The organism is Arthrobacter sp. YA7-1, from assembly GCF_025960325.1.
In the GTDB taxonomy this organism is placed as follows: Bacteria; Actinomycetota; Actinomycetes; order Actinomycetales; family Micrococcaceae; genus Arthrobacter; species Arthrobacter bambusae_A.
Window position 1 is genome coordinate 733,677 of sequence record NZ_CP110114.1, and the last position, 25,654, is coordinate 759,330.

The 25,654-nt window shown below is 62.5% G+C and carries 22 protein-coding genes; 15 read left to right on the plus strand and 7 right to left on the minus strand.

What is annotated here, in order from left to right:
- Positions 1–2: 2 nt before the first annotated feature.
- Positions 3–2,495, minus strand: coding sequence for a beta-galactosidase (locus tag OIT41_RS03465; protein WP_241708034.1), 2,493 nt, complete (start codon positions 2,493–2,495; stop codon positions 3–5).
- Positions 2,496–2,613: 118 nt separating this feature from the next.
- On the opposite strand from OIT41_RS03465, the gene OIT41_RS03470 reads away from it, so the two are divergent.
- From OIT41_RS03470 to OIT41_RS03500, 7 genes are read left to right on the plus strand one after another with little or no spacing between them, the layout of a single operon-like run.
- Positions 2,614–3,612 carry a LacI family DNA-binding transcriptional regulator gene (locus tag OIT41_RS03470; RefSeq protein WP_241708035.1) on the plus strand — a complete coding sequence of 333 codons (999 nt, stop codon included), beginning with the start codon at positions 2,614–2,616 and terminating at the stop codon, positions 3,610–3,612.
- Between the two features lie 36 nt (positions 3,613–3,648).
- Entirely contained in the window at positions 3,649–5,307 is a 1,659-nt protein-coding gene (locus tag OIT41_RS03475) for an ABC transporter substrate-binding protein (RefSeq protein WP_241708036.1), read from the plus strand.
- Positions 5,308–5,322: 15 nt separating this feature from the next.
- Positions 5,323–6,315 (plus strand): ABC transporter permease, encoded by a 993-nt coding sequence (locus tag OIT41_RS03480; protein ID WP_241708037.1) that lies wholly within the window; start codon positions 5,323–5,325, stop codon positions 6,313–6,315.
- Positions 6,315–7,220, plus strand: a complete 906-nt coding sequence (locus OIT41_RS03485) for an ABC transporter permease (protein WP_241708038.1) — start codon at positions 6,315–6,317, stop codon at positions 7,218–7,220. The genes OIT41_RS03480 and OIT41_RS03485 overlap by 1 nt, the downstream gene beginning before the upstream one ends.
- Before the next feature lies 1 nt (position 7,221).
- A complete protein-coding gene (locus OIT41_RS03490) occupies positions 7,222–9,138 on the plus strand; it encodes an ABC transporter ATP-binding protein (protein ID WP_241708039.1) in 1,917 nt (638 codons plus the stop codon).
- Positions 9,139–9,169: 31 nt separating this feature from the next.
- Positions 9,170–11,050 carry a glycoside hydrolase family 3 protein gene (locus OIT41_RS03495; protein ID WP_241708040.1) on the plus strand — a complete coding sequence of 627 codons (1,881 nt, stop codon included), beginning with the start codon at positions 9,170–9,172 and terminating at the stop codon, positions 11,048–11,050.
- 28 nt (positions 11,051–11,078) lie between these two features.
- On the plus strand, positions 11,079–11,618 hold the full coding sequence (locus OIT41_RS03500) for a hypothetical protein (RefSeq protein WP_241708041.1): 540 nt from the start codon (positions 11,079–11,081) through the stop codon (positions 11,616–11,618).
- Between the two features lie 57 nt (positions 11,619–11,675).
- Here OIT41_RS03500 and OIT41_RS03505 read toward each other — a convergent pair whose 3' ends face one another.
- Positions 11,676–12,299: a PadR family transcriptional regulator gene (locus tag OIT41_RS03505; protein WP_241708042.1), complete on the minus strand. Its 624-nt coding sequence runs from the start codon at positions 12,297–12,299 to the stop codon at positions 11,676–11,678.
- Positions 12,300–12,561: 262 nt separating this feature from the next.
- Here OIT41_RS03505 and OIT41_RS03510 point away from each other — a divergent pair, with 262 nt between their 5' ends.
- From OIT41_RS03510 to OIT41_RS03520, 3 genes are read left to right on the plus strand one after another with little or no spacing between them, the layout of a single operon-like run.
- Positions 12,562–14,187 (plus strand): putative bifunctional diguanylate cyclase/phosphodiesterase, encoded by a 1,626-nt coding sequence (locus OIT41_RS03510; RefSeq protein ID WP_241708043.1) that lies wholly within the window; start codon positions 12,562–12,564, stop codon positions 14,185–14,187.
- Positions 14,187–14,651 carry an SRPBCC family protein gene (locus OIT41_RS03515; protein ID WP_241708044.1) on the plus strand — a complete coding sequence of 155 codons (465 nt, stop codon included), beginning with the start codon at positions 14,187–14,189 and terminating at the stop codon, positions 14,649–14,651. The genes OIT41_RS03510 and OIT41_RS03515 overlap by 1 nt, the downstream gene beginning before the upstream one ends.
- 8 nt (positions 14,652–14,659) lie before the next feature.
- Complete coding sequence (locus OIT41_RS03520; protein ID WP_241708045.1) at positions 14,660–14,947, plus strand: YciI family protein; 288 nt, start codon at positions 14,660–14,662, stop codon at positions 14,945–14,947.
- A gap of 547 nt (positions 14,948–15,494) precedes the next feature.
- Here the strand turns inward: OIT41_RS03520 and OIT41_RS03525 are convergent.
- The 5 genes from OIT41_RS03525 to OIT41_RS03545 all read right to left on the minus strand — a co-directional run bounded on the left by OIT41_RS03525 (position 15,495) and on the right by OIT41_RS03545 (position 20,820).
- A complete protein-coding gene (locus OIT41_RS03525; protein WP_241708046.1) occupies positions 15,495–16,109 on the minus strand; it encodes a PepSY domain-containing protein in 615 nt (204 codons plus the stop codon).
- A 153-nt stretch (positions 16,110–16,262) separates the two neighbouring features.
- Positions 16,263–17,261, minus strand: coding sequence for an aldo/keto reductase (locus OIT41_RS03530; protein ID WP_241708047.1), 999 nt, complete (start codon positions 17,259–17,261; stop codon positions 16,263–16,265).
- A gap of 185 nt (positions 17,262–17,446) precedes the next feature.
- Positions 17,447–18,871 (minus strand): amidohydrolase family protein, encoded by a 1,425-nt coding sequence (locus OIT41_RS03535; protein ID WP_241708048.1) that lies wholly within the window; start codon positions 18,869–18,871, stop codon positions 17,447–17,449.
- Positions 18,872–18,904: 33 nt separating this feature from the next.
- Positions 18,905–19,810, minus strand: a complete 906-nt coding sequence (locus tag OIT41_RS03540) for an acetamidase/formamidase family protein (RefSeq protein ID WP_241708049.1) — start codon at positions 19,808–19,810, stop codon at positions 18,905–18,907.
- Between the two features lie 32 nt (positions 19,811–19,842).
- The gene (locus OIT41_RS03545) at positions 19,843–20,820 is read right to left on the minus strand and encodes a branched-chain amino acid transaminase (protein ID WP_241708050.1); all 978 of its coding nucleotides are present in this window, start codon (positions 20,818–20,820) and stop codon (positions 19,843–19,845) included.
- A 273-nt stretch (positions 20,821–21,093) separates the two neighbouring features.
- Here OIT41_RS03545 and OIT41_RS03550 point away from each other — a divergent pair, with 273 nt between their 5' ends.
- From OIT41_RS03550 to OIT41_RS03570, 5 genes are all read left to right on the plus strand, one after another.
- Positions 21,094–21,996 carry an ABC transporter permease gene (locus tag OIT41_RS03550; RefSeq protein WP_264637438.1) on the plus strand — a complete coding sequence of 301 codons (903 nt, stop codon included), beginning with the start codon at positions 21,094–21,096 and terminating at the stop codon, positions 21,994–21,996.
- On the plus strand, positions 21,993–22,883 hold the full coding sequence (locus OIT41_RS03555) for an ABC transporter ATP-binding protein (protein ID WP_241708052.1): 891 nt from the start codon (positions 21,993–21,995) through the stop codon (positions 22,881–22,883). The genes OIT41_RS03550 and OIT41_RS03555 overlap by 4 nt, the downstream gene beginning before the upstream one ends.
- 67 nt (positions 22,884–22,950) lie before the next feature.
- Entirely contained in the window at positions 22,951–23,697 is a 747-nt protein-coding gene (locus OIT41_RS03560) for an ATP-binding cassette domain-containing protein (protein WP_264637439.1), read from the plus strand.
- Complete coding sequence (locus OIT41_RS03565) at positions 23,694–24,755, plus strand: ABC transporter permease (protein WP_241708054.1); 1,062 nt, start codon at positions 23,694–23,696, stop codon at positions 24,753–24,755. Before OIT41_RS03560 ends, OIT41_RS03565 begins: the two co-directional genes overlap by 4 nt.
- A 64-nt stretch (positions 24,756–24,819) precedes the next feature.
- The gene (locus tag OIT41_RS03570; RefSeq protein ID WP_264637440.1) at positions 24,820–25,644 is read left to right on the plus strand and encodes a hypothetical protein; all 825 of its coding nucleotides are present in this window, start codon (positions 24,820–24,822) and stop codon (positions 25,642–25,644) included.
- Positions 25,645–25,654 lie beyond the last annotated feature (10 nt).

Here is a 25,654-nt window from a genome sequence, read left to right on the forward strand (position 1 = left end):
GGTCAGTGTTTCCTTTCTTGCACGGGGAGTTGAATGGTGGCGAACCGGCTCCGGTCCTCCAGCGGCCGCGACCCCGCCTGTGCGTCGAGTTCGACGATCGAACGGACACCGTCTTGTTCCAAGCACGCAAGGTTGTCGCCGTCGTGCAGGCGGAAGGTGAGTTCAGCGGCGGACGTGCCGACGAGCTCGGCGCTGGACCACAAAAGCCTGCGGCCGTTGCCGAGGTCCAGGTTGCGGCCGAGGAGCAAGCCGCTCCGGGCAGGGAGGCGGATCTTCGCGCCGCCAAACGCCGGCTGCTCGTCCACGGCCACGGTGGTGGTGACCGGATAGCTTGCAAGGTTGAAAATGTTCAGCAATTCGGACTGATCCGCGTCCGACACCTGTGTGTAGGCGATCAGGCCCGGGGCGGACTCTGAAAAGTGCACCCTTGCCGTGGCGTCCAGGCGCCGGAAAAGTTCCCGATGGACCTCAAGGTCGCAGGGATAGTCCGCTCCCCACACAATTGCCCGTCCCCGTCCGACGGCGACCTCGACGGCGCAAGGTTCTCCGGTCTGGACCTCCCTCAATAGGGTTGTGGACCCCTCGGCATCGTAGAGCTGCGCCGAACCCACCCGGACTTCCGCCCGGGAGGGCAGTCCCGTGCCGTCGACGATCTTGACGGACGGGTAATAGTCGGTGGTCATCCCGAAACCATCGATCCGGTGGGCCCCCACCTCGCCGCTGATCCCGATGCCCAAGGCATCGGAGAGGGCAGTGCAGGGGGCGCCGTCCAGGTCGTGGGTCGGCAGCACCCCGGCGACAAGCAATTTCCCTCCACTAAGGACAAACTCTCCAAGCCTGGACTGGACATCGGCGGCCATATAGTGACCGCTCGCGACCATCAGGGTGGTGGTCGATTCCGGTATTTCGCCTGCAGGATTCGCCGCGCCGAGTTCGGAAAGCGACGAGAGGTTCACCGCATTGAAATCCAGTGAGGACAGCGACATGGCACGGGCGAGGATGTCCCGAGGCCCCATGCCCCGGTAGCGTTCGTGGTCCTCCCGGATCTTCTTGCCGTAGTCGTCTCCTGGGACAAGATATTCGGTGAGGTACTGGTCTGGAATGAATCCCAGGCTTAGCCCTGTGCGCCTGGGTCGGCTGGTGCAGATCCAGCGCTCGTAGGCCCGGAGCGTCCGCGCGGCATCCTGGATGGCGAAGTAGTGGGGCGTCGTTTCGCCTTCAGGCGTGAGGGGCGCGGCGAAGCCGTGCCGTTCTCCGGTGAAGGCGACCCGGTTGTTGCCGTCACCGACCGGCGCTTCCAGAGGCTTGTTGCGGCCGCCCGCGAACAAGTAGTAGTTCAGCATCCGGTTGCCGAGGGCCACAGCAAGACGGGTCTTGAGATCGGTGGCGTTCGGGGAGGTCTGGTTGGCCAGGTCCTCTCCGTAGTCGCTGCTCCCGGTTTCGAATTCAAGCGCCGCCAAGGGCTGGTTGGCGGGCTGGGTGGCGTGCGCAAAGAGGTTTCCGGTGACGAAGTCCGGAAGGTTTCCCGTGGTCAGCTCACCCAGGTACATGTCCGAGCCCGCCAGGATGGACTCCTCGCCGGCCCAGGTCCCCAGGAGCTGGGAAATACCGATGGGGTAGGTGCGGCCACGGCCCGCTGATGTGCCGTGGATGTTGATCAGGAAGGGCAAGCCGGTGCAGCCGTGCTTCTCCGCGAGGCCGACGAGAACCCGGGAGTAGGCTCGAAAGCGATGCCGCGAAAACCGCGCCAGGTCAAGCGCCAGCCGATGCTCCGAGGCCGGGTCCGAGGCGCCTCCTGCCCCGCCCCCGCCTCTCTGCAGATGTGCTGCGGCGGCAGCAGGGTCCAAGGGAAGCAGGGGGTACCGTTCGGCCAACTCGGCGGTCCCGTATTGCGATGCCAGCCATGCCGCGAATTCGCGTGCCACGGCGGGGGAAAGATCCGGGGAGTTGGACACCCAGCTGAGCATGCCGATTTCGTTGTCCAGCTGGACGGCGATGACATTGCCGCCCCGGTCGATATGCCTTGCGGACAGTACCGGGACGATGGCAGCGAACCAGCCCTCCACTTCGGCCAGGAATTCCGGCGAGGAATAGTCCAGGGTCCGGGTCGGATTTTCCGCCCCTCCCCAGCTGCGGGCACGGGTTCCCTCGATGCCGTAGAGCCTGTAGGGAATGCCTTCGTTTTTCAGCTCTGCCATGATGAACGGGCCGGGCCGGGGAATGGCATACAAACCCACTTCCCGGGCCGTGTCCAGGAAAGCCCCGACATCTCGCCACTCCGCCGAAGTGCCTTCGACATCGATGGTTCCATCGGGAAGTTCATGGACAAGCCAGGGAATGTACGTGGCGACCGCGTTGGCGCCGGCTGCCGCCAGCTGCTCCAGCCGTCTACGCCATTCACTCCGCTCCAGCCGGAAGTAGTGGACTTCCCCGGCGATGACCAGCGTGGGCCTGCCGTCGATCACCACCTGTTGGCGAACAAATTCAACAGTCATCAAATCACTGGTTCCTCACGTTGCCGGATTGCCCCTTGGCAGGATGCCAAGTTCGCTTTATAGTCATGTAACCGGTTACATACTAGAGACGCAGATCACATTTTGAAAGGGGGTTGTCATGACGCCGTCGATCACGATCCGTGACGTAGCACGCAGGGCCGGGGTGTCAGTGGCCACAGTGTCACGGGTAACTTCCGGAAATGCCAAGGTTTCCGAGGACACACTCAACCGGGTCAACGCCGCCCTGACGAGCTTGGGCTACGAGCCCAGCCGGCTGGGCCAGGCCTTGGCGCTGAAGCGTCACAACGCCTTCGCGCTGGTGCTTCCGGGCCTGGGCGGCGCCTTGTTCGCCGGCCTGCTCAAGGGCTTCGAAGCCACACTTGCTGGGACCGGGATAACGTTCCACGTCCTCGTCGCCCAGGACCCAGACCGCTTCCAGACGCAGCTGAAGGATCTGTCAACAAGGGTGGATGGCATGTGCGTCTTCGGCTCATTCGCCGGAGATGGCATCGTGTCGACCATCGCGGACCGGATGCCGATTGTTCGCGTTGCCGGAAACCCCGACGCAGCCACTCACAGCGTCAACGTCACCAACTTCGAAGCAGCCCGGGGCCTGACGAGGCATCTGCTCGGGGAGCACGGCCTGCGTGACCTGCTCTTCCTGGGCGAAGCGGCCCAATCGCCGGATGTCCAACAGCGACTCCAAGGGTTCCAGGATGCCCTTGCCGAGGCCCAGGTGGAGGTTCGGCGCCCCGCTGAACCGTGCAGTCTCACCGAGGCGGGCGGCTTCAAGGCCATGCGGGCAATTCTGGATCGCGGCGGGCGCCCCGAAGGCCTCGTCTGCGCCACGGATGAAGTTGCCCTCGGAGCCCTTCTGGCCTGCTCGGCTGCAGGCATCTCGGTGCCTGGCGACCTCAAGATGACAGGGTTCGATGACATCGAGCTTGCTTCACTGATCACCCCTTCACTCACCACGGCCCGGCAGCCTTTCCATGACATCGGCGCGCGGTCGGCGGAAATCCTGTTGGAGCGCGCCCGGCCGGCCCTGCAGGGCACCGGCATGGAATCCATGTGCCTCCCTACGGAACTGATCATTCGCCAAAGCTGTGGATGTTGACGTCCACGGGTTCGGCCAGACTATTCAAGGAAGAATATGAAAAAAACCACCAAGATTGTCCTGATGTGCACGGGTTTTGCCATGGTTCTGACGGGGTGCAGCCCCACCCAGACCGTGAACAGCGGGACGTCGTCGGGCAACGCCGGGATGATATCCCAGTTGAATTTCGGTGACTTCGGGGGAGGTTCCAACCCTCAGGTCAACTTCAATCCCTTTTCTCCCAACAAACTCTCCGGCACCAACCTCATCTTCGAATCGCTGATGACCACAAACCACGCAAACTGCGACAGCGTACCGGATCTGGCAACCAAAATGACCTGGTCCCAGGACTCCAAGACACTCACTTTCGACATCCGCGACAACGTCAAATGGAGCGACGGCAAGGCTTTCACCGCGGACGACGCCGCCTTCACGTTCAACCTCATGAAGAAATACCCGGCCATCGACAGCTTCGGGCTCTGGAAAGTCCTCACCGACGTCAAAGCCACTGGGAACACCCTCGTGATGAGCTTCAACACTTCAGGCATCCCCTTCCAGCAGCAGATCACCGAACAGATGATCGTTCCGCAGCATATATTCGAAACCGCCGGCGATCCGAAGACCTTTGTCAACGGGACCGCTATCGGAACCGGCCCGTACGTTCTGGGCACATTCAACCCGCGCCAGCTGACCATGAAGCGCAACGCCGACTACTGGCAGGCGGACAAGATCAAGGTCGAACAGATCCAGTACACCAAGGCCGACGGCGGCGGCCAGGTCGACCAGCTCAAGCTCGCCAACGGCGGCTACGACACGAACGCGATGTTCATTCCCCAGGTCGAGCAGGCTTACGTACAGAAAGATCCGGCCCACAACAAGTACTGGTTCCCTGCCGGATCATCGATCACCCTGGACATGAACCTGACGAAGAAGCCGTTCAACGACGTGAACTTCCGCAAGGCGATCTCGGGCGGGATCGACCGCAAGGCCATGATTGACAAGGCCGAGCTGGGATATGTGACCCAGGCCAGCCAAACGGGGCTGAAGCTTCCAATCCAGGATTCTTGGCTTGATCCTTCGGTCGCAGACAAGGGTATGGTCGCTTTCGACGCTTCCAAGGCCGACGCGGCACTCACCGCTGCGGGCTACACCAAGGATTCCTCGGGAACCCGTCTCGGCCTGGACGGGAAACCGTTGACCATGTCCTTCAAAGTCCCGCAGGGCTGGAACGACTGGGTCCAGGCGGCCGGATTGCTGCAGAACGACATGAAGAACCTTGGTATCTCGGTGGACGTCCAGACTCCGGCTCCATCAGTGGTTGAGGATGCCCGGGCCACCGGCAACTATGACATGGTGTTCGGCGTGCAGGGCGGGGAATGCAACATGTACCGCAATTTCGCCTTCCCGCTGGGAAGCAGCTTCAGCGCACCCGTGGGACAGAAGGCGTCCAGCAACTTTGCCCGCTGGCAGGACCCGCAGACCGACAAGCTCCTCGGCGAGCTCGCCGCCGCCCCGGATGCCGATAGCCAGCACAAGATCGTCAGCCAGATCCAACAGATCATGGTTAACCAGGTTCCGATGATCCCGCTGTGGTACGGCGCCGTGTGGTTCGAGTACCGGACGGCCAACGCCGTGGGCTGGCCCAGCAAGGATGATCCCTACGCCTATCCAGGAGATCAGCTGCTCTGGCTGACGCACCTGACGCCGGCCAAATAGCGGTATCGGATCCAGATGCTTTACTTCCTGCGTAAGACGGGATTGTTTGTGCTGACCCTCTGGGCTGCAGTGACGCTGAATTTTCTGATTCCGCGCCTGCAGCCCGGAGATCCGGCCGAAGCAATCGTCCAGAAACTTGCCGGCCAGGCCCAACAAGTCGATCCGGAACAGATCCGCGCCATCCGCCTCATGCTTGGCGTGCCCGACACCTCGCTCTGGAACCAATACTGGGACTATCTGAACGCGCTGGTGCACGGAAATTTCGGCCTGAGCTACGGATACTTTCCATACTCGGTGACACACATGATTGCCGAGGCGCTTCCCTATACCTTGACCCTGGTGGGAGTCACCCAAATCATCGCGTTCGTTGCGGGCACAGGCCTTGGGGCCTGGGCCGCCTGGCGGCGCAATACCAAAATCGACTCATTCATTTCCTTGGGGTCCACGTTCCTGAGCACCCTGCCGTTCTTCTGGATCGCGCTGATGCTGATTTACGTCTTGGCGAACACGCTTCACTGGTTCCCCGAAGGCGGCGCCTACAGCGGAGAAATCGTCCCCGCATTCTCCAGTGGCTTCGTTGCCGACCTTGCCTACCACGCGGTACTGCCGGCGCTTGCACTGCTGATCACCGGCTCCATCGGATGGATCCTGGGTATGCGCAACAACATGGTGCAATCGCTCGGAAGCGACTACACCCGCCTCGCCGTCGCGAAAGGCCTCAAGGAACGGCGCGTCGCCTGGACCTACGCGGCCAGGATCGCCCTGCTGCCCAACTTCACCGGCTTTGCCATTTCCCTCGGCGGCGTCTTCGGCGGCACCTTGATCGTTGAGCAGATCTTCTCCTATCCCGGGATGGGAAAACTCATGTACGACGCCATAGGCAACAGGGATTTCCCGTTGCTTCAGGCGATTTTCCTCATCACTACAGTGGCGGTCCTGCTGGCCAACTTCCTGGCTGACGTGCTCGTCGGTGTCCTTGACCCCCGCGTTAGGAGGCAGAGTTCATAATGACCGAAGTAGAAACCCTGGTCCCCAGGGAAACTCCCCCCGACCGGCCGGCGAAAACCGTCAAACGCCGCAACGGCTGGCAGGTCGTCTGGTCAAACGGCAAAGCGCGAACCGGAATCGTCATTCTGGCGCTGTTCGTGGCGGTGGCCGTCTGTGCTCCCGTGATAGCCCCGTTCAACCCTAAAGACTCGACTCTGCCCCCTGGTTTGCAGCCAGGTGGCGCCTACCTCCTGGGTACCACCAACCTGGGCCAGGACATCTTTTCCCAACTGGTGTACGGCGCCCAAGTTTCCTTGATTGTCGGGTTGTTGGCAGGCGTCGTGGTCACACTGATCGCGTTGGTCATCGGCCTGGTCGCAGGCCTGCTCCAAGGGGTCGTGGATGAGATCCTGAGCTTCTCCATCAACCTGGCGCTCGTGGTCCCTGCCCTGCCGCTCATGGTGACCATCGCAGCCTATTCACCGGTTCACGGCCTGTCCCTGATCATCTTCGTGATCGCCCTGACAGGTTGGGCCTGGGGCGCCCGGATGAAGCGCGCCCAGGTCCTGCTGTTGCGAAGCCAGGACTTCGTGACAGCGGCACGGTTTTCCGGCGACGGGCTGTGGCGCATCGTCTTCCGCGAACTCGTGCCCAACATGGTCTCGCTGGTGGTGGCTGGATTCATGGGCGCTGCCATCGGGGCGATTGGCGCCGAGGCGGGGTTGTCCTTCCTTGGCTTGGGCGACCCGTCCACGGTGAGCTGGGGGAGCATGTCCTACTGGGCAAACTCGAACGGGGCCATGTTGACCGGGCAATGGGCCTGGCTCCTTGCCCCCGGCCTTGCCCTGTCCTTGCTCATCACCGCGCTCACGCTGATCAACTTCGGCATTGACGCGCTATCGAACCCGCAATTGCGTGAGGAATAAGATGCCCGCCGCGAACAGCATTGATGAACCGATCCTGACCGTCAAGGATCTGAATATTTCCTTTGTCTCCAAGTACCGGGATGACCGCCAGGTCATCCGCAATGTCGGGTTCGAGATCCGTCCTGGCGAATTCGTTGGTCTCCTTGGCGAATCCGGATCAGGCAAATCCACCCTTGGCAACGCCATTCTGAATCTCCTCACTCCCACAGCGAGGGTTACTTCCGGAGAGCTGCTGTACAGAGGCAGGAACCTTTTCACCATTCCGGCGGAAGACCTGCGGATCCTGCGGTGGTCTGAAATCTCGACCGTCTTCCAGTCCTCCATGGCGTCTTTGAACCCGGTGATGACTGTGCGTGCCCAGATGGAGGACGTCTTTGCCGCCCACCGTGGTGCCTCTGGCGCGAAACGGGAGATGACGGTTGAAAAATCCCTCGACTTGGTGAGCATCGACCACAAATACCTCGACTTCTATCCCCACCAGCTCTCCGGCGGAATGAAGCAACGCGTCGCTTTGGCGATGTCCGTGCTCCTGTCCCCGGACCTTATCGTCTTCGACGAACCCACCACGGGGCTGGACGTCGTGGTCCAGAAGTCAATCTTGTCCAGGCTGAAGACCTTGCAGGAGAGCATGAAATTTGCTGTGCTCTTCATCAGCCACGACCTGGGCACGGTTATGGAAATGGCCGACCGGGTGATGATCATGTATGCCGGGGAGGTTGTCGAAAATTCCCCGGCAGCCGATGCGTTGTCCGGAGTGGCCCATCCCTACACGATCGGGCTGCTCGGTTCCTACGCCGACCCTCGCGACGCGGAGATCAATATCCGATACATACCGGGCCGCCCGCCGAGCCTTGACTCGGTTCCGGTCGGTTGTGCTTTTGCGGACCGGTGCGGCCTGGCCACGCAGGAGTGCCGGGAACCAAAGATTCCGACGGCGGAAATCGACTCCCCGGCGGGACACCGCTCCATCAAATGCGTGCTCTTCGGATCCGAAACCAGTGATCCATTGCCCGCACCGACGATCTTCGACGAGGTCGGCCAACAGATCGACGTCCATCACGCAGCTCTTGGCGCCGGCGAAGTGGTCTGCAGGGTCGAGGACCTGAACAAGACCTACTCGACGCGCAAGGGCCTGAAACACACCGAGAACCACGCTGTAATAGGCGTCGGTTTCGAGCTCAGGAAAGGCTCGGTGACGGCCCTTGTTGGACAAAGCGGATCGGGCAAGACCACTATCGGGCGGATTCTCACTGGCGTTGAAAAGCCCAGTTCGGGAACGGTCACCGTTGCCGGCGTGGATGTCGGGTCGCTGAAGCGTCGGACCCTCCGGAACTACCGGAGCAAAGTCCAGCTGATTTTCCAGGACCCGTTCCAGGCGCTCAACCCGGCTTCCTCCGTTGGCTACGCCATCTCCCGGCCCCTCGTGAATCACAGAAAACTTCGGGGGAGCGAAGTGCGTGAGGAGGTGGACAGGATTCTGGGCCAAGTCGGACTGACACCGCCTAGCGAATATCGTGACCGGCTGCCCCACGAGCTCTCCGGCGGCCAAAGACAGCGGGTGGTCATCGCACGAGCCCTGGCCGCGCAGCCTGAGATTATCGTCGCCGACGAACCCATTTCCATGCTCGATGTGTCCATTCGTGCCGAGATCCTCCAGGTCCTCAACGAACTCACACGTTCCAACGGCATCGCCATGCTCTACATCACCCATGACCTGCTCAGCGCACGATTGATCGCGGACGAAATACTCGTCCTCCACGAAGGGAAGATCGTCGAGACGGGCAGCACGAACCAAGTGCTCACCCAGACCCGCCATGACTACACCAAATTGCTCCTGTCCTCGATCCCGAATCCCTGGCAATCCCGTCGAAACGTCCCTTCGATTCCCGCAGCCTCAAGTACTTCTGCCCGGGCCTAGCGCCTGAAATTCAACAGAAAGCCATCAACTTATGATTCCCACCACCGGCCTGCAGACCCTCACCGCCCCTGACGGAACAAAGTTCCGGGACCTGAACGGCAACGGGGTCATGGACCCCTTCGAGAACCCGCACCTCAGCGCTGAAGAGCGCGTGGCGGACCTGATACCAAGGCTCAGCCTCGAAGAGAAGGCCGGCCTCATGTTCCACACAGTGATCGAGACCGGCCCCGAAGGCACACTCCTTGAACGGCCAGGCAACATCAGCAAATCCGCCACGAGCGTCGTGATCCTCGACAAGAAAATGAACCACTTCAACGTTCATGCCCTCGGAACTCCGAGGGAAGCCGCGCGCTGGAGCAACGCTCTCCAGAAGCTCGCGGAAGGAAACCCCCACGGTATCCCGGTCACCATCTCCACGGACCCCCGCCACGCCTTCATCGAAAACTCCGGCGTGTCCTTCAAAGCCAACCATTTCTCGCAATGGCCCGAACCAATCGGACTGGCCGCCACGGGTGACCGGGCGCTAATCCGGCGCTTCGCCGACATAGCGCGGCAGGAATACACCGCCGTCGGCATTCGGGCCGCGCTGCACCCGACCGTCGACCTCTCCACGGAACCGCGATGGGCGCGGCAGGCCGGAACCTTTGGACAGGACTGGCAACGGACTTCGGACTTCGCGACGGCCTATCTCGAAGGGCTCCAAGGCGGAAAACTTTCCGCGGACTCTGTTGCATGCACCACCAAGCACTTTCCCGGCGGAGGACCGCAGAAAGACGGCGAGGACGCTCACTTCCCCTACGGCCGCGAACAGACATACACCGGCGGCCGTTTCGGGGAACACCTGGAACCGTTCAAGACCGCGATCGCCCACAACACCAGCGCGATCATGCCCTATTACGGCATGCCGGTGGGCCTCGAAATCGACGGCGAACCCGTCGAAGAAGTGGGCTTCGGATACAACAAGCAAATCATCACGGGCCTCCTCAGGGAAAAGCTCGGCTACGACGGCGTGGTCCTCAGCGACTGGGAACTCGTCAACGACAACATCGTGGGGGATCAGGTACTGCCCGCGCGTGCCTGGGGCGTGGAGCACCTCACGGCACCGCAACGCATGCTCAAGATCCTCAACGCCGGCGTCGACCAGTTCGGCGGGGAGGAATGCACCGGGCTGCTCATCGATCTTGTCCGGGAAGGGCTCGTCGATGAAGGGCGTCTCGACGAGTCGGTCCGAAGGCTCTTGCTGGTGAAGTTCCGATTGGGACTCTTCGACAACCCCTACGTGGACGAGGATGCCGCCGCCGAAACAGTCGGGAACCCGCGGTTCCAGCAGGAAGGGCACAACGCACAGGCCCAGTCGGTGACAATCCTGACCAATCAATCCACCGGGAACGGCCAGTCCCTCCCCATGCGCCCGGGACTGAACATCTATCTGGAAGGGATGAACCCTGCCAGTCTGGAGGGATTCGCCACCCCTGTCACTGATCCAGAATCAGCCGATGTGGCCATCGTCCGGCTCCACGCTCCCTGGGATCATCGCGATGATCTTTTCCTCGAAGCGTGGTTCCATGCCGGATCGCTGGAATTTCCCCCAGGACTCATCCACCGCCTGCGCACACTCGCCCAAAAGGTCCCCCTGATCATCGATGTCGCGCTGGACCGCCCCGCGATCCTGACCCCCCTCGTCGACATCGCAGCCGCCCTGACCGGCACCTTCGGAGTCTCGGACAAGGCATTCGTTGATGCAATCACCGGCGTCATCCCGGCCCGGGGGAGGCTTCCCTTCGAGATCCCCGCTTCCATGGACGGTGTCAGGACGTCGCGACCGGACGTTCCCGGAGACACCGGCGTACCGCTGTTTGCCTTCGACCACGGACTGGCCCTGCCGGTTCGCGACCTCCAGGTGAAGGCATGATGGCCCGGCCCGTGGGTCTCGCCGTACGATGCACACGAGCGTAAGCGGCCTGTCGGCGCATCCGGTCCGCAAGGCCGCCCAGTCAAGTCCCGTTTCGACGGACCTCGGCATTTTCGCGCCTCCCGCGCGCGGCCGGATGTACGGCATGGAGTTGGGTGCACATCACGAAGCGACGGTCCGACACCACGTCGAGAACTGCCTTGCGTCGTTCTGCGCCGCACTCGATGGAGGAGACGAGGACGCATTTTTGGAGCTCCTCGGGGGGACTCCAACCTCGCTCAACGGCGCCTTTCCGTCCGATGCGCCAGCTGACCTCAAGGAGCTCTACCGGGTTCTGGCGCCGCCTGTCCACCTTCGAAGTGTCCATGTTTTTCACAATCTTCAAATCCACGTCGAAGGAAGCGAGGCCCGCTACACGGCAATCTTTCAACGGTGGACCGCGGGAAGCAGTCCGAGTTGCCTCAATATCGGATACTTCTCCGGGAGCCTGACTGCCGGCCCGCAGGTCTGGTCCTGGACACGGCACGGCGTCACATCCACCGCGGCTGGGCGCCGAGAGGGCATCTGACGGCAGTCCGCAGTCCGGACACTGCCGTGATCTGCCATCCTGGCAGCCCAATCGGTGCTAGTCGGCGAGGATGTGGTAGAGCGCTCGCCGGGCTTCGTCGATCTTTTCCATGGCCGCCGTGCGCTGCTCGTCTGTTGCGGCGAAGCGGAATTGGTGGATGACCCCCATGAGCTTTGCGACGCTCTGGTGAAACGCGGGTCCTGATCCCTCCGGATCGGTGTTCCACGCATTTTCCAGCTCCTCGGAATGCTCCGCTACATATGCCTTACCGGCATCGGTCAGTGTGAACTCTGTCCGCCGGCCTTCGCCGACGGGTGCAATGAGCTCCTCGTCAACGAGCTGCTGCAGCGTCGGATAGACCGAACCCGGGCTGGGGCGCCACGATCCGGATGTCTTCTCGGCAATTGTCTTGATGAGGCCATATCCATTGGATGGCGCTTCGGCCAGCAGGGAGAGGATCGCGAAACGAACGTCGCCCTTATTGGCCCGGCGCGGGCCGCCGGGACCAAAGCCTGGTCCAATCCCCGGCCCGAATCCCGGTCCGAAACCGCGCCCCGGCCCAAACCCGCGGCCGGGTCCGAATCCTCCGTGACCGTGGGGTCCGCGACGGCTCCGGCCGCGTCCGAAGCGTTCCATGTCCGGACCGCAATCTGTGTGCTTGTTGTCGTGAATGCCTTTCATAACGGCATCGTCCTTTCGGTGTTGTGCAGGTGCCCCGGAGGGCCGCAGTTTGTTCTGCGATACTTAACGATATATCGCTGACTGTCGTTAAACAAGAGTCCGTCAAGCAGGTTCATGTCCGGGTGGTAAGAAGAAGATCGTGTGTTCGAAAGGCGGTAGCCCCGTACCTTCCCTCTTGCGTCCGCTCCCGTCCTGTTTAGGGGACCTGGGGGTGGCGGCCCTCGTTGTGCCATCTACCGTGTCGGCCACGGAGATTGACGCCATGTTCCGGAATGACCGCGGATTGAGGGCAGTCGTGGTGGAACAGGGAGAATCGTTCGGTCTGCTCACCCGGGACCACCTGGAGTTCAAGCTGACCGGCCGGCTCGGTTACGGGCGGGCACTGAATACGAGACGGACGGCTTCGGAACTCTTGCCTGCAGCGGGCTCGTCCATGGCTGCCGAGCTTGACCTGCAGTCCGCCGCGCAAGCCGTCCTGGAGCGGCCGGAGTACGAGCGGTACCAGGATCTGTTGGTTCTGAGCGCCACGGGCCCCCGGATTGTCACGGTATCGGACATCTTCGCCGCCGTTTCCGCGCAGTTCCGCCACGCCTCGCTTCACGACCCGCTGACAGGGTTGCCCAACCGGAGGATGCTCGAAGAGCATTGCCCTGACATCGGTGCTAGCGCGGGACTGCCCGGCGTCGGCATGCTGTTCATCGACCTTGACGACTTCAAGTCCGTCAACGACACCTACGGCCACCGCACCGGTGACGCCGCGCTCACCGAGTTCGCCCGGCGCCTGGCACGCAGCGTCGGAAGCCGCGGATCCCTGATGCGCCTGGGCGGCGACGAGTTCGCTGTCCTCCTCGCCGACGTCGACGAGGACGCCGCTTTTGCGGTCGCGACCCGCATCCTGGACAGCCTCGAAGGGTCTTTCCTGCTCGATGGGTGCGAACTGCATATCAGTGCGACCATCGGCCTGGCGCTCGGAGTCGACATCATCGCGGAGGACATGCTCGCCGGTCCCGAAGTCCTGCTCCGGCACGCCGACGGTGCGATGCTCCGGGCCAAGCAAGAGGGCAAGCGGCGCATCGGCCGCATCGGCCCGTGCCAGGAACCGGCTCCATTCGCGCGCCAGGCGCACATCCGGCGTCGGCTTTCCTCTGCCGTTGAGGATTCGGCCCTGACTCTCCACTACCAGCCAGTCCTGGATCTTGCGACCGGGGAGGACGCCGGCGTCGAAGCGCTCTTGCGTTGGAACGATCCGGAGATCGGTCCGATCGCTCCGGATGAGTTCATCCCGCTCGCAGAACACACCGGGGATATCCATAGGATCGGGGCTTGGGTACTGGACGAGGCCTGCGCCCAGTCCCGCTCCTGGATTGACGCGGGCACACCACGGAACATCGCCGTGAACGTCTCCCCGGTCCAGTTCGCGGGCGGGACGCTTCCGTCCGAGATCCAGGCAGCCGTGAACCGGCACGGAATTCCTGCCCGAATGCTGGAAATCGAGATCACCGAGGGGACAGCGATAGTGGACGTCCCCTCGGTGGCATCGCAGCTGCGTGAACTGATGGATATGGGCCTTGGCGTCGCCTTGGACGATTACGGGAGCGCCTATTCGTCCTTGGCCATGCTTCGGGTCCTTCCGCTGACTACGCTGAAAATCGACAAAGCGTTCATCAGGGACATAGATAGCGATCCGCACACTGCGATCATTGTCCGAGGGCTGATTCAAACGGTCAACGCCATGGGGGTCCGGGTCACCGCCGAAGGAGTGGAACGCCAGGAGCAATTGAACATTCTGCGGGACCTGGGCTGCGACACTGCGCAGGGTTATTTGATCGCCCGGCCGATGGCTCCCGCGGAATTTAGCATGGTCACGAACAAGATAGAGGACAACTGATGAGTGAACAACTGACAACCATCGAGGTCGAAGAATTCCTGCCGCACGCGCCTGCCACGATTTGGCGGGCCCTGACGGAACCGGAGCTGATCGCCCGCTGGTTGATGGAAAATGACTTCCAGGCGATCGTGGGGCACAAGTTCCACATGCGCGGGATTCCCGTTCCGGCAGTGGGTTTCAGCGGCTTGGTGGCCAGCGAAGTCCTTGACGTGGAAACGGAGAAGGTGCTGCGGATTTCATGGCGGGACGCACACTCCGGAAACAACCTCGACAGCACAGTGACCTGGTCAATTGCCGCTGAGGACACGGGCACTCGCCTGTCCCTCGTCCACGACGGCTTCGATCCCAGCGAACCGACGCACGTGGCATCGCACCGCATCATGAGCGGCGGATGGCGCAACCACGTGCTCCCGCGCCTGGGCCAGACCCTCGCCGAACTCGACAGCACCGAATCCAACAGCTAAGGCAAACAATGCAATTCGTCGTTTTCTACAGCTCGGATCCTTCGGCGTTTCCGGGGCTCCAAGCCGTCTACCCCCGTCACGCCGCATACTTTCAGGCCTTCGCCGCTGAGGGCGGCCTGATCGGTATCGGGACCTTCGACAATCCCGCCGTGAACGGTTCGATGGGCATCTTCACCAGCAGGGAAAGGGCGGAGGAGTTCATTGCAGGCGATCCCTTCGTTCTTGAAGGACTTGCGGTTCCCAGCGAGATCCGGGAGTGGAACGCGCTAACGTTCGGACCGCAGGACTCTGCCTGACATTCGGACACCCTTCCGCGCACCTCACCGGCACGTCTCCAAGACAGGCTGCACCCGGGGCTCGATGCACCATGCGGCACGGTGTAAAGCGGTCGCGATCCAACCCCGCAGCCGGGTCAGCCTCAGGCGTCCGGCCGGGCGTGCCGGCACAACAGGCGCCCCAGGCAAAGCACTGCGGCTGTCGTTGTTCACGATGCTGATGACTGCGCAAGCCATCATCAACGAAAATTCCATTGTCATCTTCTTCTCATCTAAGCGCGGAGCCCTGAACTGGTGAATCAGTTAGCGGCTGGAAGAAACCCGAATACTCAAAGGCGGAACCGCCGTCGTTCAAGGTTCTGTTAAAGACGCTAAACGCTCCGGAAGACGATGTCAGCAGCTGAGCCGCTCCCTGCTTTTCCTAGGACTGGCGGTCCTACCCTCACCGCGCTCAGTCGGAGATCGACGCCGGCGAGCGGACCCGGGCTGCGCGGCCGGAGCGGGAACGAACAAGTGGGCGGATGCGGCAGGGTACCGTATCCGCCCACAGTCCTCGGTCGGTTTGGGGTTAGTGGCCGGGGCCGCCGGTTTCGGTGGCGGTGACCTTGAAGCTGGCGTCGAGTTTGACGGTGGCATGCGTGCCGTCGGACTTGGTGATGTGGGCTTCGTAGGCGGCGCTGCCGTCGTCTTCGGTGGTCATGTTCTCCACCGTGGCGCCGGAGTTGGCGGCCAGGACAGCGGTCTTCACCTTGGTGGCGGTGTCACCCGTGAGGTCGGTTTCGTTTCCGTGGTTGCCGTGGCCGCCCTTCCCGCCGCCCGGGCCGCCGGTTTCGGTTGCGGTGACCTTGAAGCTGGCGTCGAGTTTGACGGTGGCGTGCGTGCCGTCGGACTTGGTGATGTGGGCTTCGTAGGCGGCGCTGCCGTCGTCTTCGGTGGTCATGTTCTCCACCGTGGCGCCGGAGTTGGCGGCCAGGACAGCGGCCTTCACCTTGGTGGCGGTGTCACCCGTCAGGTCCGTTTCGTTTCCGTGGTTGCCGCCGTTCGTGGCGGGCGCGGACGGGCTGGCGGTCGACGTGTCGGTGGTTGCTGCGTTCGCGGGCAGGGCCATGGCGGTGAGGGCTCCGCCGCCTGCGACCGCGCCAATGAGTGCGGCGCCCACTGCGATTTTCCGGACTTTGTTCACGATGTTGCTCCTTAGAGGTTCAACTCCGAGGGGTTCGAAGCTGTATCCCATCCTCGAACCCCACACTTTGGCGCCTCTTTACCTGTGCTGTGCCTGAACTGTGACAATTCCGCCTGGCTCACAGGATCCGGGAGCGTGGCACCGCGCGAACACCTAAAGGTTGGTCATCCGTTCTGCCGCGTCGCTGTAGCGGCCGCCCTGCACCTGGATCTTGGAGGCAGCGTCCTCGATCTCGCCCAGTTCCGCAGCGGACAGTTCGACGGCGGCGGCACCGATGTTTTCCTCCAGGCGGTGCAGTTTTCGGGTGCCGGGAATCGGGACGATCCAGGGCTTCTGGGCCAGGAGCCAGGCCAAGGCGATCTGGCCGGGCGTGGCCCCCTTGCGTTCCGCGATGTTCGCAAGCAGTTCGACGACGGCGGCATTGTGCTGCAGCGCTTCCGGCGCGAACCGGGGGATGGTGCTGCGGATGTCGTTGCCCGCATCGAAGCTGGTGTCCGCGGTAATGGTTCCGGTCAGGAAGCCCTTGCCGAGAGGGCTATAGGGGACAAAACCAATGCCCAGTTCCTCGCACGCGGCCAGCACTTCCTCCTCGGGCCGGCGCCACCAGAGGGAGTATTCGCTTTGGACGGCGCTGACGGGCTGGACGGCATGCGCCCGGCGGATTGTTCCCGCAGACGCTTCGGACATACCGAAGTGCTTCACCTTGCCGGCCTCGATCAGCTCCTTGACCGCACCCGCGACGTCTTCGATGGGAACGTCGGGATCCACCCGGTGCTGGTAGTAAAGGTCGATCGCGTCGACGCCGAGACGGCGCAATGAACCGTCCACGACGTCCTTGATGACCTCGGGGCGGCTGCTCACGCGCCCGCTCGGCTTGCGTTCGGCGGCATCGATGTCCCAACCGAACTTGGTAGCGATAACTACTTGGCCCTTGTACGGGGCGAGGGCTTCGCCGACGAGCTCTTCGTTGGCGTACGGGCCATAAATTTCGGCAGTGTCGAAGAAGGTCACGCCCCGATCCACTGCGGCGCGGATCAGCGAGATCATTTCCTGCCGGTCCGGCTTGTCGCTGTACCCACCGGTCATGCTCATGCAGCCCAGCCCGACGGCGGAGACCTCCAAGCCATGGGTGCCCAAGGTGCGCTTTTCCATCGTTCGTCCCTCCGAGTTGTGAATCCCTGCGTCGTGAAGCAAGATCCAGCTTTGCCGTCAACACTAGGGATAGCTCGGCACGGCAGGGAGTCCCTGCCAGTACCTCTCTCGGAGGTGAGTTCCCGACGACGGCGGGCCGCCGCCGTCGGGCGCTCGGGTGAGCTGCCGCCGCCGGGCGCTGGATGTCAGCAGGCCGGCCGGTTCCGGACGTCGCTCGAGACATGCTGCTTGAGCAGCGAGCCGCCGGCTTCCGCCTTCAGTTCCCGGTTTTCAACCATGACCTGCCCTCGGAGGACCGTCATGCTGGGCCAAGCCGCCACTTCGTAACCGTCCCACGGCGTGTAGTCGGCCTCGTGCAGGTCTTCGGCGTGGATGGCCCGCTTCACTGTGGTGTCCAGGACCGCCAAGTCGGCATCACTGCCCACCGCGATCACGCCCTTCTGCGGGTACAGTCCGAGGATCTTCGCCGCGTTGGCGGAGGTGATGTCAACAAAGCGGTTCAGATCAAGCCCGCGTTTGGCCACCCCTTCGGTGTACGCGACAGCCATGCGCATCTCGACGCCGGCATGGCCGCCGGTGGCGTCAAGAATGGTCTTGCCGCGGGTCTTCACTTCGAGGTCGGTGCACACTCCGTCTGTCGCCAGGGTGCTGAGCGAGCCCTCGAGCAGCGATTCCCACATGGAATCGCGGTCGGTCTCCGATTTCAACGACGGGTAGGTGTGATAGATCGCGCCGTTCTTCTGTTTGTAGTCCTCGGCCGTGAAGTACGCGTAGTGCGGGAGGATCTCGCCGTAGACCGCCTGACCCCGGCCGCGTGCCTCGCGGATGGCGTCCACGCCCTCGCGGGCGCTGACGTGCATGAGGTAGATGGGCGCTCCGACGTGCTCGGCGAGCGTGATGACCCGCTGGAAGGACAACTTTTCCGAGAGGTTGTTATGGGCGTGGTGCATGTTCTCCAGCCCGATCCTGCCTTCGCGCTGCAATTGCTTGTAGGCGTACATGACGATGTCGTCGTCCTCGGCGTGCACCGCCAGCATCGCCCCGGCCTGGGCGGTTTGTTGCATGAGTCCCCACATATTGCCGAGGTCCGTCTTCTGCTTGGGGCGCGTCGGGGTGGTGTTGGTCATCCAGACCTTGTAGCTTCCATGGCCGGCCGCGACGGCGTCGGGAATCTGTTCAAGTACTTCGAACGGAATTTCCGGCTCCTTGAACGTGCCGTGCAGGGCGTAATCGGTGTAGCTCGACCCGGCCCACTCCGCCGATTTGCGGGCGAAGGACTCCGAGAGCTCATCGCCGGGCTGCCAGTGCGCGAAGTCCACCAGGGTGGTGGTGCCGCCGTAGATGGCACCTTCGCTCACCCGGTCGGGGCCAAAACACTTGATTCCACTTTCGGCCGCCGTCGGGAGGACGGAGTTGGTGTGGACATGCGGATCCACGCCGCCGGGGACAACCAATTGGCCCCGGAGATCGACTGTACGTATTCCTACCTCGGTGGGGCCGAGGCCGGTCTCGCGGAGGGACACAATCTTTCCCCCCGCAATGCCGATGTCCAGGGTTTTGGCGCCGGACGGGGTAACGACCAGGCCGTTGGAGAGAACGAGATCAAGCATCAGGGGGTCGCGCCTTTCAAAGTTGGTAACGGTTCAGGAGTGGTGAGCGTTCAGGGAAAACGGAGCGGACGTGAAGTAGCTGGCGGCGAGGGAGACTTTGACCGAGGCGCGTGCATTGACGAGCTGGGACACGGAAACATCTGCGGCTGCGCTCATCAGCATCGCTGTCTTCTCACGCGTCCACTTCCGGTCCGCCTGCAGGAGTTCGAGCATGTCGTCGAGCGCCAGCCGCGCGGCGTCGTCGAGCGTCTCCCCGTCGCCGATCGTGATGACGGAACCCCCGGACAAGACCACCGGCCGTTTGACGGCGACCCCGGGCAAGACGTGGCAGGAGAGGACAACGCTGCCCTCGACCTCGACGGCGGTAAGGGAGCACTCGCCGTCGCCCTGTACCGCATGAAGGTCGCCGGCATAGAGCAAAGCGTTGGCGCTCTGCACGGGCAGGATCACGGCGGAACCGGCGGTGACGTCCTTGCAGTCCATGTTGCCGCCGTGCGATCCGACGGTGCTGGAGTTGGGATTATCCTCCGCAGGTGCAACACCGATCTTGCCGATCATCGGGCGGATGGGAATCCGGATGTCGTCGTCGAACCGGACACTCCCGTCCGCAATGTCGACAACCCGGCCGGACCGCCCCAGTCCGCCGGTGAAACCGCCGCGCCCGGGAAGCGTGACCATGGCACCCCGGTCCGCTATCCGGATCTCGTGGACGTCAATGCGGAGCGTGTCCCCGGGGTTGACGCCTCGCACCGCGACCGGCCCGGTCACGGGGATGGACAATTTCTCGTACTCCCCGGTGCTCTCGAAAAGGCCGCCGGTCAGCAGGCTCCTGGCCCCGAGGGAGAACTGCTCGCCCTGGCCGACTTCAATCACGGGGGCGGCGTCGCGGTCAAAGGATCCCGCCGCCGATTCATGGCTTGCGTGGAGCATGTTCAGCATGGTGCCCCTTTCGTTTGAGGCGGTGGATGAAGCTATGCGGTGGGGTAGACGGGCTGTGCCCACTTTTGATCGGCGGCTGCGCGTCCGACGACGGCCTGCCGGTAGGCGTGCTGCAGTTTCCGGGTGAGTTCGCCGGCACTACCGTCGCCGATCGGCGTGCGGTCCACGGACGAGACATGGTTGATTTCGGCGGCGCTGCCGCACACGAAGATTTCGTCGGCCGAGTAGAGTTCCGTCCGGTCGATCGCCCGGATGTCGACCTCGACGCCGAGGACGTTGCGTGCCAGATGCAGGACGCTGTCCCGGGTGATCCCCTCCAGGATGCTGTCCGTTGCCGGGGGAGTGCACAACCGGCCTTGGCGGACCATGAACACGTTGTAGCCGGCACCTTCGGCAACGTGGCCGTCCTCGGTCAACAGAAGGGCTGCGTCGTACCCGTTGCGCCGGGCCTCCAGCATGGCAAGGCGTCCGTTTTGGTAATTGGCGATCGATTTGACCCGGGGCGGCATGGAGCGATCGGACAAACGGGCCCAACTGCTGATCTGAACATCCAGTCCGCTGGCCCCGAAATAGTTGCCCATGGGGATGGCCGCCATGAAGACGCTAACGGGACCGGTGTCCTCCGGCTTGCCATCGCTCGAGTCGACGAATACTTGTGCGCGCATGTGGAGGTTCCCGCGCAGCCCGTTCGCACGCACCAGACCGAGCAATTGTTCACCCAAGACGCCAATGTCGCGCGGCCCGTCGATTTCCACTACCCGCATCGAGTCAATCAAGCGGCGCATGTGGTCGGCCACCCGGAAGGCGTAGAGCTGCTGGTCCTCATCACTCCAATAGGCGCGGAACCCTTCGAAGACGCCGACGCCGTACTTCAACGTGGTGCTCAGGACATGGAGCTTGGCATCTGCGTATTCCACCAGTTCGCCGTCACGGAGCAGGTAGCGAACGCTGGGCTCGAAGGCGGGTTCCTTGGTGTCGGTCACAGTTGCGGATTCGCTCAGATTGGTCATTGTTGTCTCCAAAACGTGTTCGGAAAACAGATCAGTGGCTCGGCTTCACACCAAGTTTGCCATCCGTCTTCATCTTACTGTTGGCGTTGTCACCATAATGAAGACGCTTGATGATCCTGTCAACAGTGACCATTGACACACAATCAAAGACTTCAATAAAGTGATGAAACTTCGATATGCAAATTCTCGGCATGATGTCGAGTGGCTGGAGCCCTGGATGCGCCAGTCAAAAGAAGGCCTTCACCTACACCCGTCAACCGGATCGAGTGCCAATTGAGTGAAACTACGACAGCCGAGTCCCGGACTCCGGTGACGTCCCTGGGCGGACGTGCGTCGAGCTGGGCCAAGCAAGGCAGGGCCTGGGCGTACAAGCGATCAGGGATGGTCCTCGCCGTCGTCGCCGCGGGGATCATTGTGGCGCTCCCGCTTGCGGCGATTTTTCTGCACCTTCCCCAAAACCCGCTGCAACCGGACGTGGAATCCATGGCCCTGGCTCCCAACTCCGTTCATTGGTTCGGCACGGACGGCAACGGCATGGATGTGTTCTCCCGGACGATTGAATCGGCGAGGCTCGACCTTCCCATTTCGCTGGCGGCGACGGCCATTACCCTTGTCATCGGCGTTCCATTGGGCCTCTTCGCTACTACCGGCGTGGCGGGCGAGGCGATAATGCGCGTAGTCGACGCCTTCGCAGCCCTCCCCATCATCGTGATTGCCGTGGTGTCCATCCAGCTCATGGGCGGCGGAGCCACCGACGTCATCCTCGCCATCGCCCTTGTTGCGGCTCCGCGCTTTGTCCGCTTGTCCCGCGCTGCGGCGATTTCGCTCCGCTCGTCACGGTACGTAGAGGCAGCGGTGGCCATCGGGTGCTCGCCCATCCGCGTTGCCTTCAACCACATCTTCAGGAACGCCTACGGTGTGATCCTCGTGCAGGCCACGCTGACCACGGCCGGCGCCCTGAGCACGATTGCCGCCTTGAACTTCCTCGGCGTCGGGGTCAAGCCGCCCCAGCCAAGTTGGGGCGCGATGATCGAAGACGGCGTGAGCATGCTCATCCGGGGTCAGTGGTGGGCAGTCGCCTTTCCGGCGCTGGCCCTCCTCCTGGTCATCGGCTCGCTCAACATCATCGCCGGTGCCATTGAGGACAAGATGGAACGAGTGGAGCACACCCGATGAACAAGACCCTCCAAGTCCGGGAACTCGAAGCCGAGTTCCATACTCCCCGGGGTGTGGTCCGGGCGTTGCATGGCGTTTCCTTTGAGGTGCAGGACAACGAGATTGTCGGGATCGTCGGCGAATCCGGCTCTGGCAAATCGACTGTGGTCCGTTCCATCACGAAGCTGTTGATGCCGCCGGGCAAGGTGTCTGCGGGCAACATTGACTTCTCCGGACGCAGCCTGCTGGACCTGCCCGAAAGGGAAATGCGTCGAATCAGGGGCAAGGAGATCGGATTCATCGCCCAGAATCCGTTCAGCGCCCTCAACCCGGTGACCCGCATCGAAAAGCAGTTTGCCCATATCGCCAAGGCGCACGGAGTGAAGGTGGATGCCTCCGAGCGCAGCCGCGCATTGCAGCTGTTGGAATCGACCGGCGTCCGCGATCCGGAACGCGTCATGCGCGGCTACGCGCACGAACTGAGCGGCGGCATGGCGCAGCGCGTCGTCATCGCCATGGCCCTCTACCTCAACCCGCAGCTCGTGATCGCCGACGAGCCGACGACGGCGCTCGACCTCACCGTCCAGCGCCAGGTCCTGGATACCCTTCGCCGCCTGACGGTCGGGAGCGGCCGCTCGATGCTGATCGTGACCCATGACCTCGGGGTGGTGGCCTCCTACTGCAACCGCGTCCTTGTCATGTATCGAGGAAACATCGTGGAACAAGGACTCGTTGACGACGTTTTCGTCCGTCCGCAGCATCCTTACACGATCTCCCTGCTCAACTCCGTGGTGCGCCCCGAAGACGAGATGCAATACGTTCCGGAGAGCGCCGGTGGCCCGGACTCGGCCGAACCGGAAACGCCGGACCCCTCGGAGGCCCAATTGTCCGAAGCCCGGAGGTCGTGAGATGCCGCTCCTTGAACTCGTGGAACTTACGAAAATTTTCCGCACTCCCCATGGAGAAGCCCGTGCCGTGGATGGAATTACCCTGTCCGTGGAAGCCGGCGAGACGCTCGGCATCATCGGCGAAAGTGGTTCCGGCAAGTCGACGCTTGGCCGACTCATCCTGAGACTGACCGAACCGGATTCCGGATCGGTCGTCATCGAGGGGCAGGACGTGTTGGCCCTCGGCCGGGGCGAACTCCGCCGGAAGCGGCGCCATTGGCAGATCGTCTTCCAGGAACCCTTCGCCTCATTGAATCCGCGCCTGACGATCCGGCAAATCGTCGAGGAGCCGCTCATTGTCGCCCGGATGGGCGATCGTGCCGAGCGGCGCTTGCGGGTCCTGGCGACCTTGGAAGAAGTCGGACTCTCGGCCGATTTCATGGACCGGCGCCCGGCGAACCTGAGCGGAGGGCAGCAACAGCGCGTAGGAATCGCACGCGCCTTGGTCACGAATCCCAGTCTGGTGGTCCTTGACGAGCCAACGTCCTCGCTGGACCTGACCATCCGGGCCTCGATCCTGCGTACCCTCGCGCGACTCAGGGCTTCCCGGGGCCTCACCTATGTATTCATTTCGCATGACATCGAAACCGTGCGGCATTTCTGTTCCACGGTGGCTGTCATGCATCGCGGGAAAATCGTCGAAGTCGGCCCCACCCGGGACGTCTTGATCGCCCCGCAGCACCCCTACACGCAATCGCTCATTTCCGCCGCGTTGCCTGTGGTTCCCTATTCCGCCGCCGTTGGCACTACGAATTCCCAGGGACAGACTTCATGATCCGCTACATCATTTCAAGGCTCCTGCTTGCGGCCTTACTGCTGTGTGGCCTCATCACCCTCAGTTTTGGCCTCGTATCCCTTCTTCCCGGAGACCCGGCGGTGGCCCTTTTGGGTGAATACGCAACTCCGGCAGACGTCGCACGCATCCACGCGGAACTTGGACTGGACCTGCCCTTCTGGGACCGCTATCTCGGCTATATGTCCAGGACCCTGAGCGGCGACCTTGGCCATTCCCTCTTCACGGGCAGTTCGGTATCCAGTGAAATCCTGACCCGGCTCCCCAATACCTTGGTCTATTTGGTCCCGGGACTCGTCCTGGCCCTGATCATCGGCATGGCGAGTGGAACGTTCGCGGCCTATCGCTACCGGCGCTTTGCCGACAAGGCCTTCACCTTCTGGATATCCATCCTTATGGCCATGCCGGAATTCGTGCTGGCGCTCGTGTTGTTGTTTGTTTTCTATCAACAGCTGCGGATCGCGCCCGCGCCGATCGGGATGCTCTCAAGTACGCAAATCACTCCGCCGCACGTCACAGGATCAATCCCTGTCGACGCGATAATTGCCGGCCAGTGGGGAACATTTTCGTCCATACTTGGCCGCGCCGTCCTTCCCATCGTGACGATGGGCTTGTTCTTCGCCGCCCCGTTCGGAAAGACAGTGCGCTCAGGGCTCTTGCAGGTGCTCCAATCACCTCAAATCGAGTTCGCGAGGGCCTGCGGACTGCGTCCTGCCCAGGTCTTCCGATATGCCCTCAGCGACATCCGCGGGTCACTCATGACTTACTTGGTACTTCTTTTCGCCGCGTCTCTTAGTGGGGCGGCCATTGTCGAAAGTGTTTTTTCCTGGCCTGGAGTGGGCGGTTGGTCACTCGACGGTGTGCTCAAAGGCGACGTGCCCGTCATTCAAGGCTTCGTCCTCATCATGGGATCCACAAGCTTGCTTGGCTACGTCCTTCTCGATGCCTTGATCACCCTTCTGGATCCCCGCACTCGCAGCAAAGCCGTGGCCGGACGCCGTCAGAAGCGCTTGGCCGAAACACCGGCAGCCATCTCCTAGTAATCGCTTAGCCACCTCCCGAGAAGTCTTGACAGACATCTCCCGACTTCAATAGATTGAAGATATGTTCACTAAAGTTCATGAAGATAAAGTTACCGCCCTCGGTGGAACCATTCCGCTTGACGGCCGCGTGAGCTGGGTACCGGCCGGAGCAACCGGCTTCCAGCCGTCGAATTGCTATCTCCTCAGCGAGGGCTCCGGCCGGTTGCTGGTCGACACCGGGCTCGCAGTCCACAGCCAGGAAATCCTCGATGACCTGGTGGAGTTGCTCGACGACGACGGCCGGCTCTCCATGTTCTTCACGCGGAGCGAGATGGACTGCGTTTCGAACCTGGAACCCATTGCCGGAAAATTCGACATCGAGCGGCTCTTCACCGGCGGTGCCATCAACCCCTTCGATGCCTTCGATGACCTCAGCCGGCTCGCACTCAGGGGCCGTCGGCAGCAGATCGACCAGAAGGGGGAGGGCGGAGATTCCATGGCCCGCACTCCGGAGATCGAGGTGGCGCCGGGACGTCGCTTGACCATCGAATCGCCCCTCCTGCGGCTCCTCCCGACCTTCTGGGGTTGGGACGCGAATACCGGAACAATCTTCACCTCAGACACCTTCACCCATGGCACCATGGCGAGTCCGGACGGTTCCCGCATCATTGGCTCGATCACCCAAGACACCACCACCGCCGAGCAAGTCGCCGAGCACCTCTACGCGAAATATGAGTGGATCCCGCGGGCCACATGCGAGCCGCTCCGGGAATGGCTCGCCGACAAGTTCGAGACCCTGGACCCCGAGACGATCGCCCCTTCCCGCGGTTGCGTCATCCGCGGGCGTGAACTCGTCCGCCGGCACCTCGATTTCATGCTCGCCGCATTGGCACCGGAAAAGGCTTAGGAGGATTCCC

Excerpts from the sequence above, each read along its gene's own strand:
- OIT41_RS03465 (WP_241708034.1), bottom strand. The coding sequence starts at position 2,495 with ATGACTGTTGAATTTGTTCGCCAACAGGTGGTGATCGACGGCAGGCCC.
- OIT41_RS03470 (WP_241708035.1), top strand. The coding sequence starts at position 2,614 with ATGACGCCGTCGATCACGATCCGTGACGTAGCACGCAGGGCCGGGGTG.
- OIT41_RS03475 (WP_241708036.1), top strand. The coding sequence starts at position 3,649 with ATGAAAAAAACCACCAAGATTGTCCTGATGTGCACGGGTTTTGCCATG.
- OIT41_RS03480 (WP_241708037.1), top strand. The coding sequence starts at position 5,323 with ATGCTTTACTTCCTGCGTAAGACGGGATTGTTTGTGCTGACCCTCTGG.
- OIT41_RS03485 (WP_241708038.1), top strand. The coding sequence starts at position 6,315 with ATGACCGAAGTAGAAACCCTGGTCCCCAGGGAAACTCCCCCCGACCGG.
- OIT41_RS03490 (WP_241708039.1), top strand. The coding sequence starts at position 7,222 with ATGCCCGCCGCGAACAGCATTGATGAACCGATCCTGACCGTCAAGGAT.
- OIT41_RS03495 (WP_241708040.1), top strand. The coding sequence starts at position 9,170 with ATGATTCCCACCACCGGCCTGCAGACCCTCACCGCCCCTGACGGAACA.
- OIT41_RS03500 (WP_241708041.1), top strand. The coding sequence starts at position 11,079 with ATGCACACGAGCGTAAGCGGCCTGTCGGCGCATCCGGTCCGCAAGGCC.
- OIT41_RS03505 (WP_241708042.1), bottom strand. The coding sequence starts at position 12,299 with ATGAAAGGCATTCACGACAACAAGCACACAGATTGCGGTCCGGACATG.
- OIT41_RS03510 (WP_241708043.1), top strand. The coding sequence starts at position 12,562 with ATGTTCCGGAATGACCGCGGATTGAGGGCAGTCGTGGTGGAACAGGGA.
- OIT41_RS03515 (WP_241708044.1), top strand. The coding sequence starts at position 14,187 with ATGAGTGAACAACTGACAACCATCGAGGTCGAAGAATTCCTGCCGCAC.
- OIT41_RS03520 (WP_241708045.1), top strand. The coding sequence starts at position 14,660 with ATGCAATTCGTCGTTTTCTACAGCTCGGATCCTTCGGCGTTTCCGGGG.
- OIT41_RS03530 (WP_241708047.1), bottom strand. The coding sequence starts at position 17,261 with ATGGAAAAGCGCACCTTGGGCACCCATGGCTTGGAGGTCTCCGCCGTC.
- OIT41_RS03535 (WP_241708048.1), bottom strand. The coding sequence starts at position 18,871 with ATGCTTGATCTCGTTCTCTCCAACGGCCTGGTCGTTACCCCGTCCGGC.
- OIT41_RS03540 (WP_241708049.1), bottom strand. The coding sequence starts at position 19,810 with ATGCTGAACATGCTCCACGCAAGCCATGAATCGGCGGCGGGATCCTTT.
- OIT41_RS03545 (WP_241708050.1), bottom strand. The coding sequence starts at position 20,820 with ATGACCAATCTGAGCGAATCCGCAACTGTGACCGACACCAAGGAACCC.
- OIT41_RS03555 (WP_241708052.1), top strand. The coding sequence starts at position 21,993 with ATGAACAAGACCCTCCAAGTCCGGGAACTCGAAGCCGAGTTCCATACT.
- OIT41_RS03565 (WP_241708054.1), top strand. The coding sequence starts at position 23,694 with ATGATCCGCTACATCATTTCAAGGCTCCTGCTTGCGGCCTTACTGCTG.
- OIT41_RS03570 (WP_264637440.1), top strand. The coding sequence starts at position 24,820 with ATGTTCACTAAAGTTCATGAAGATAAAGTTACCGCCCTCGGTGGAACC.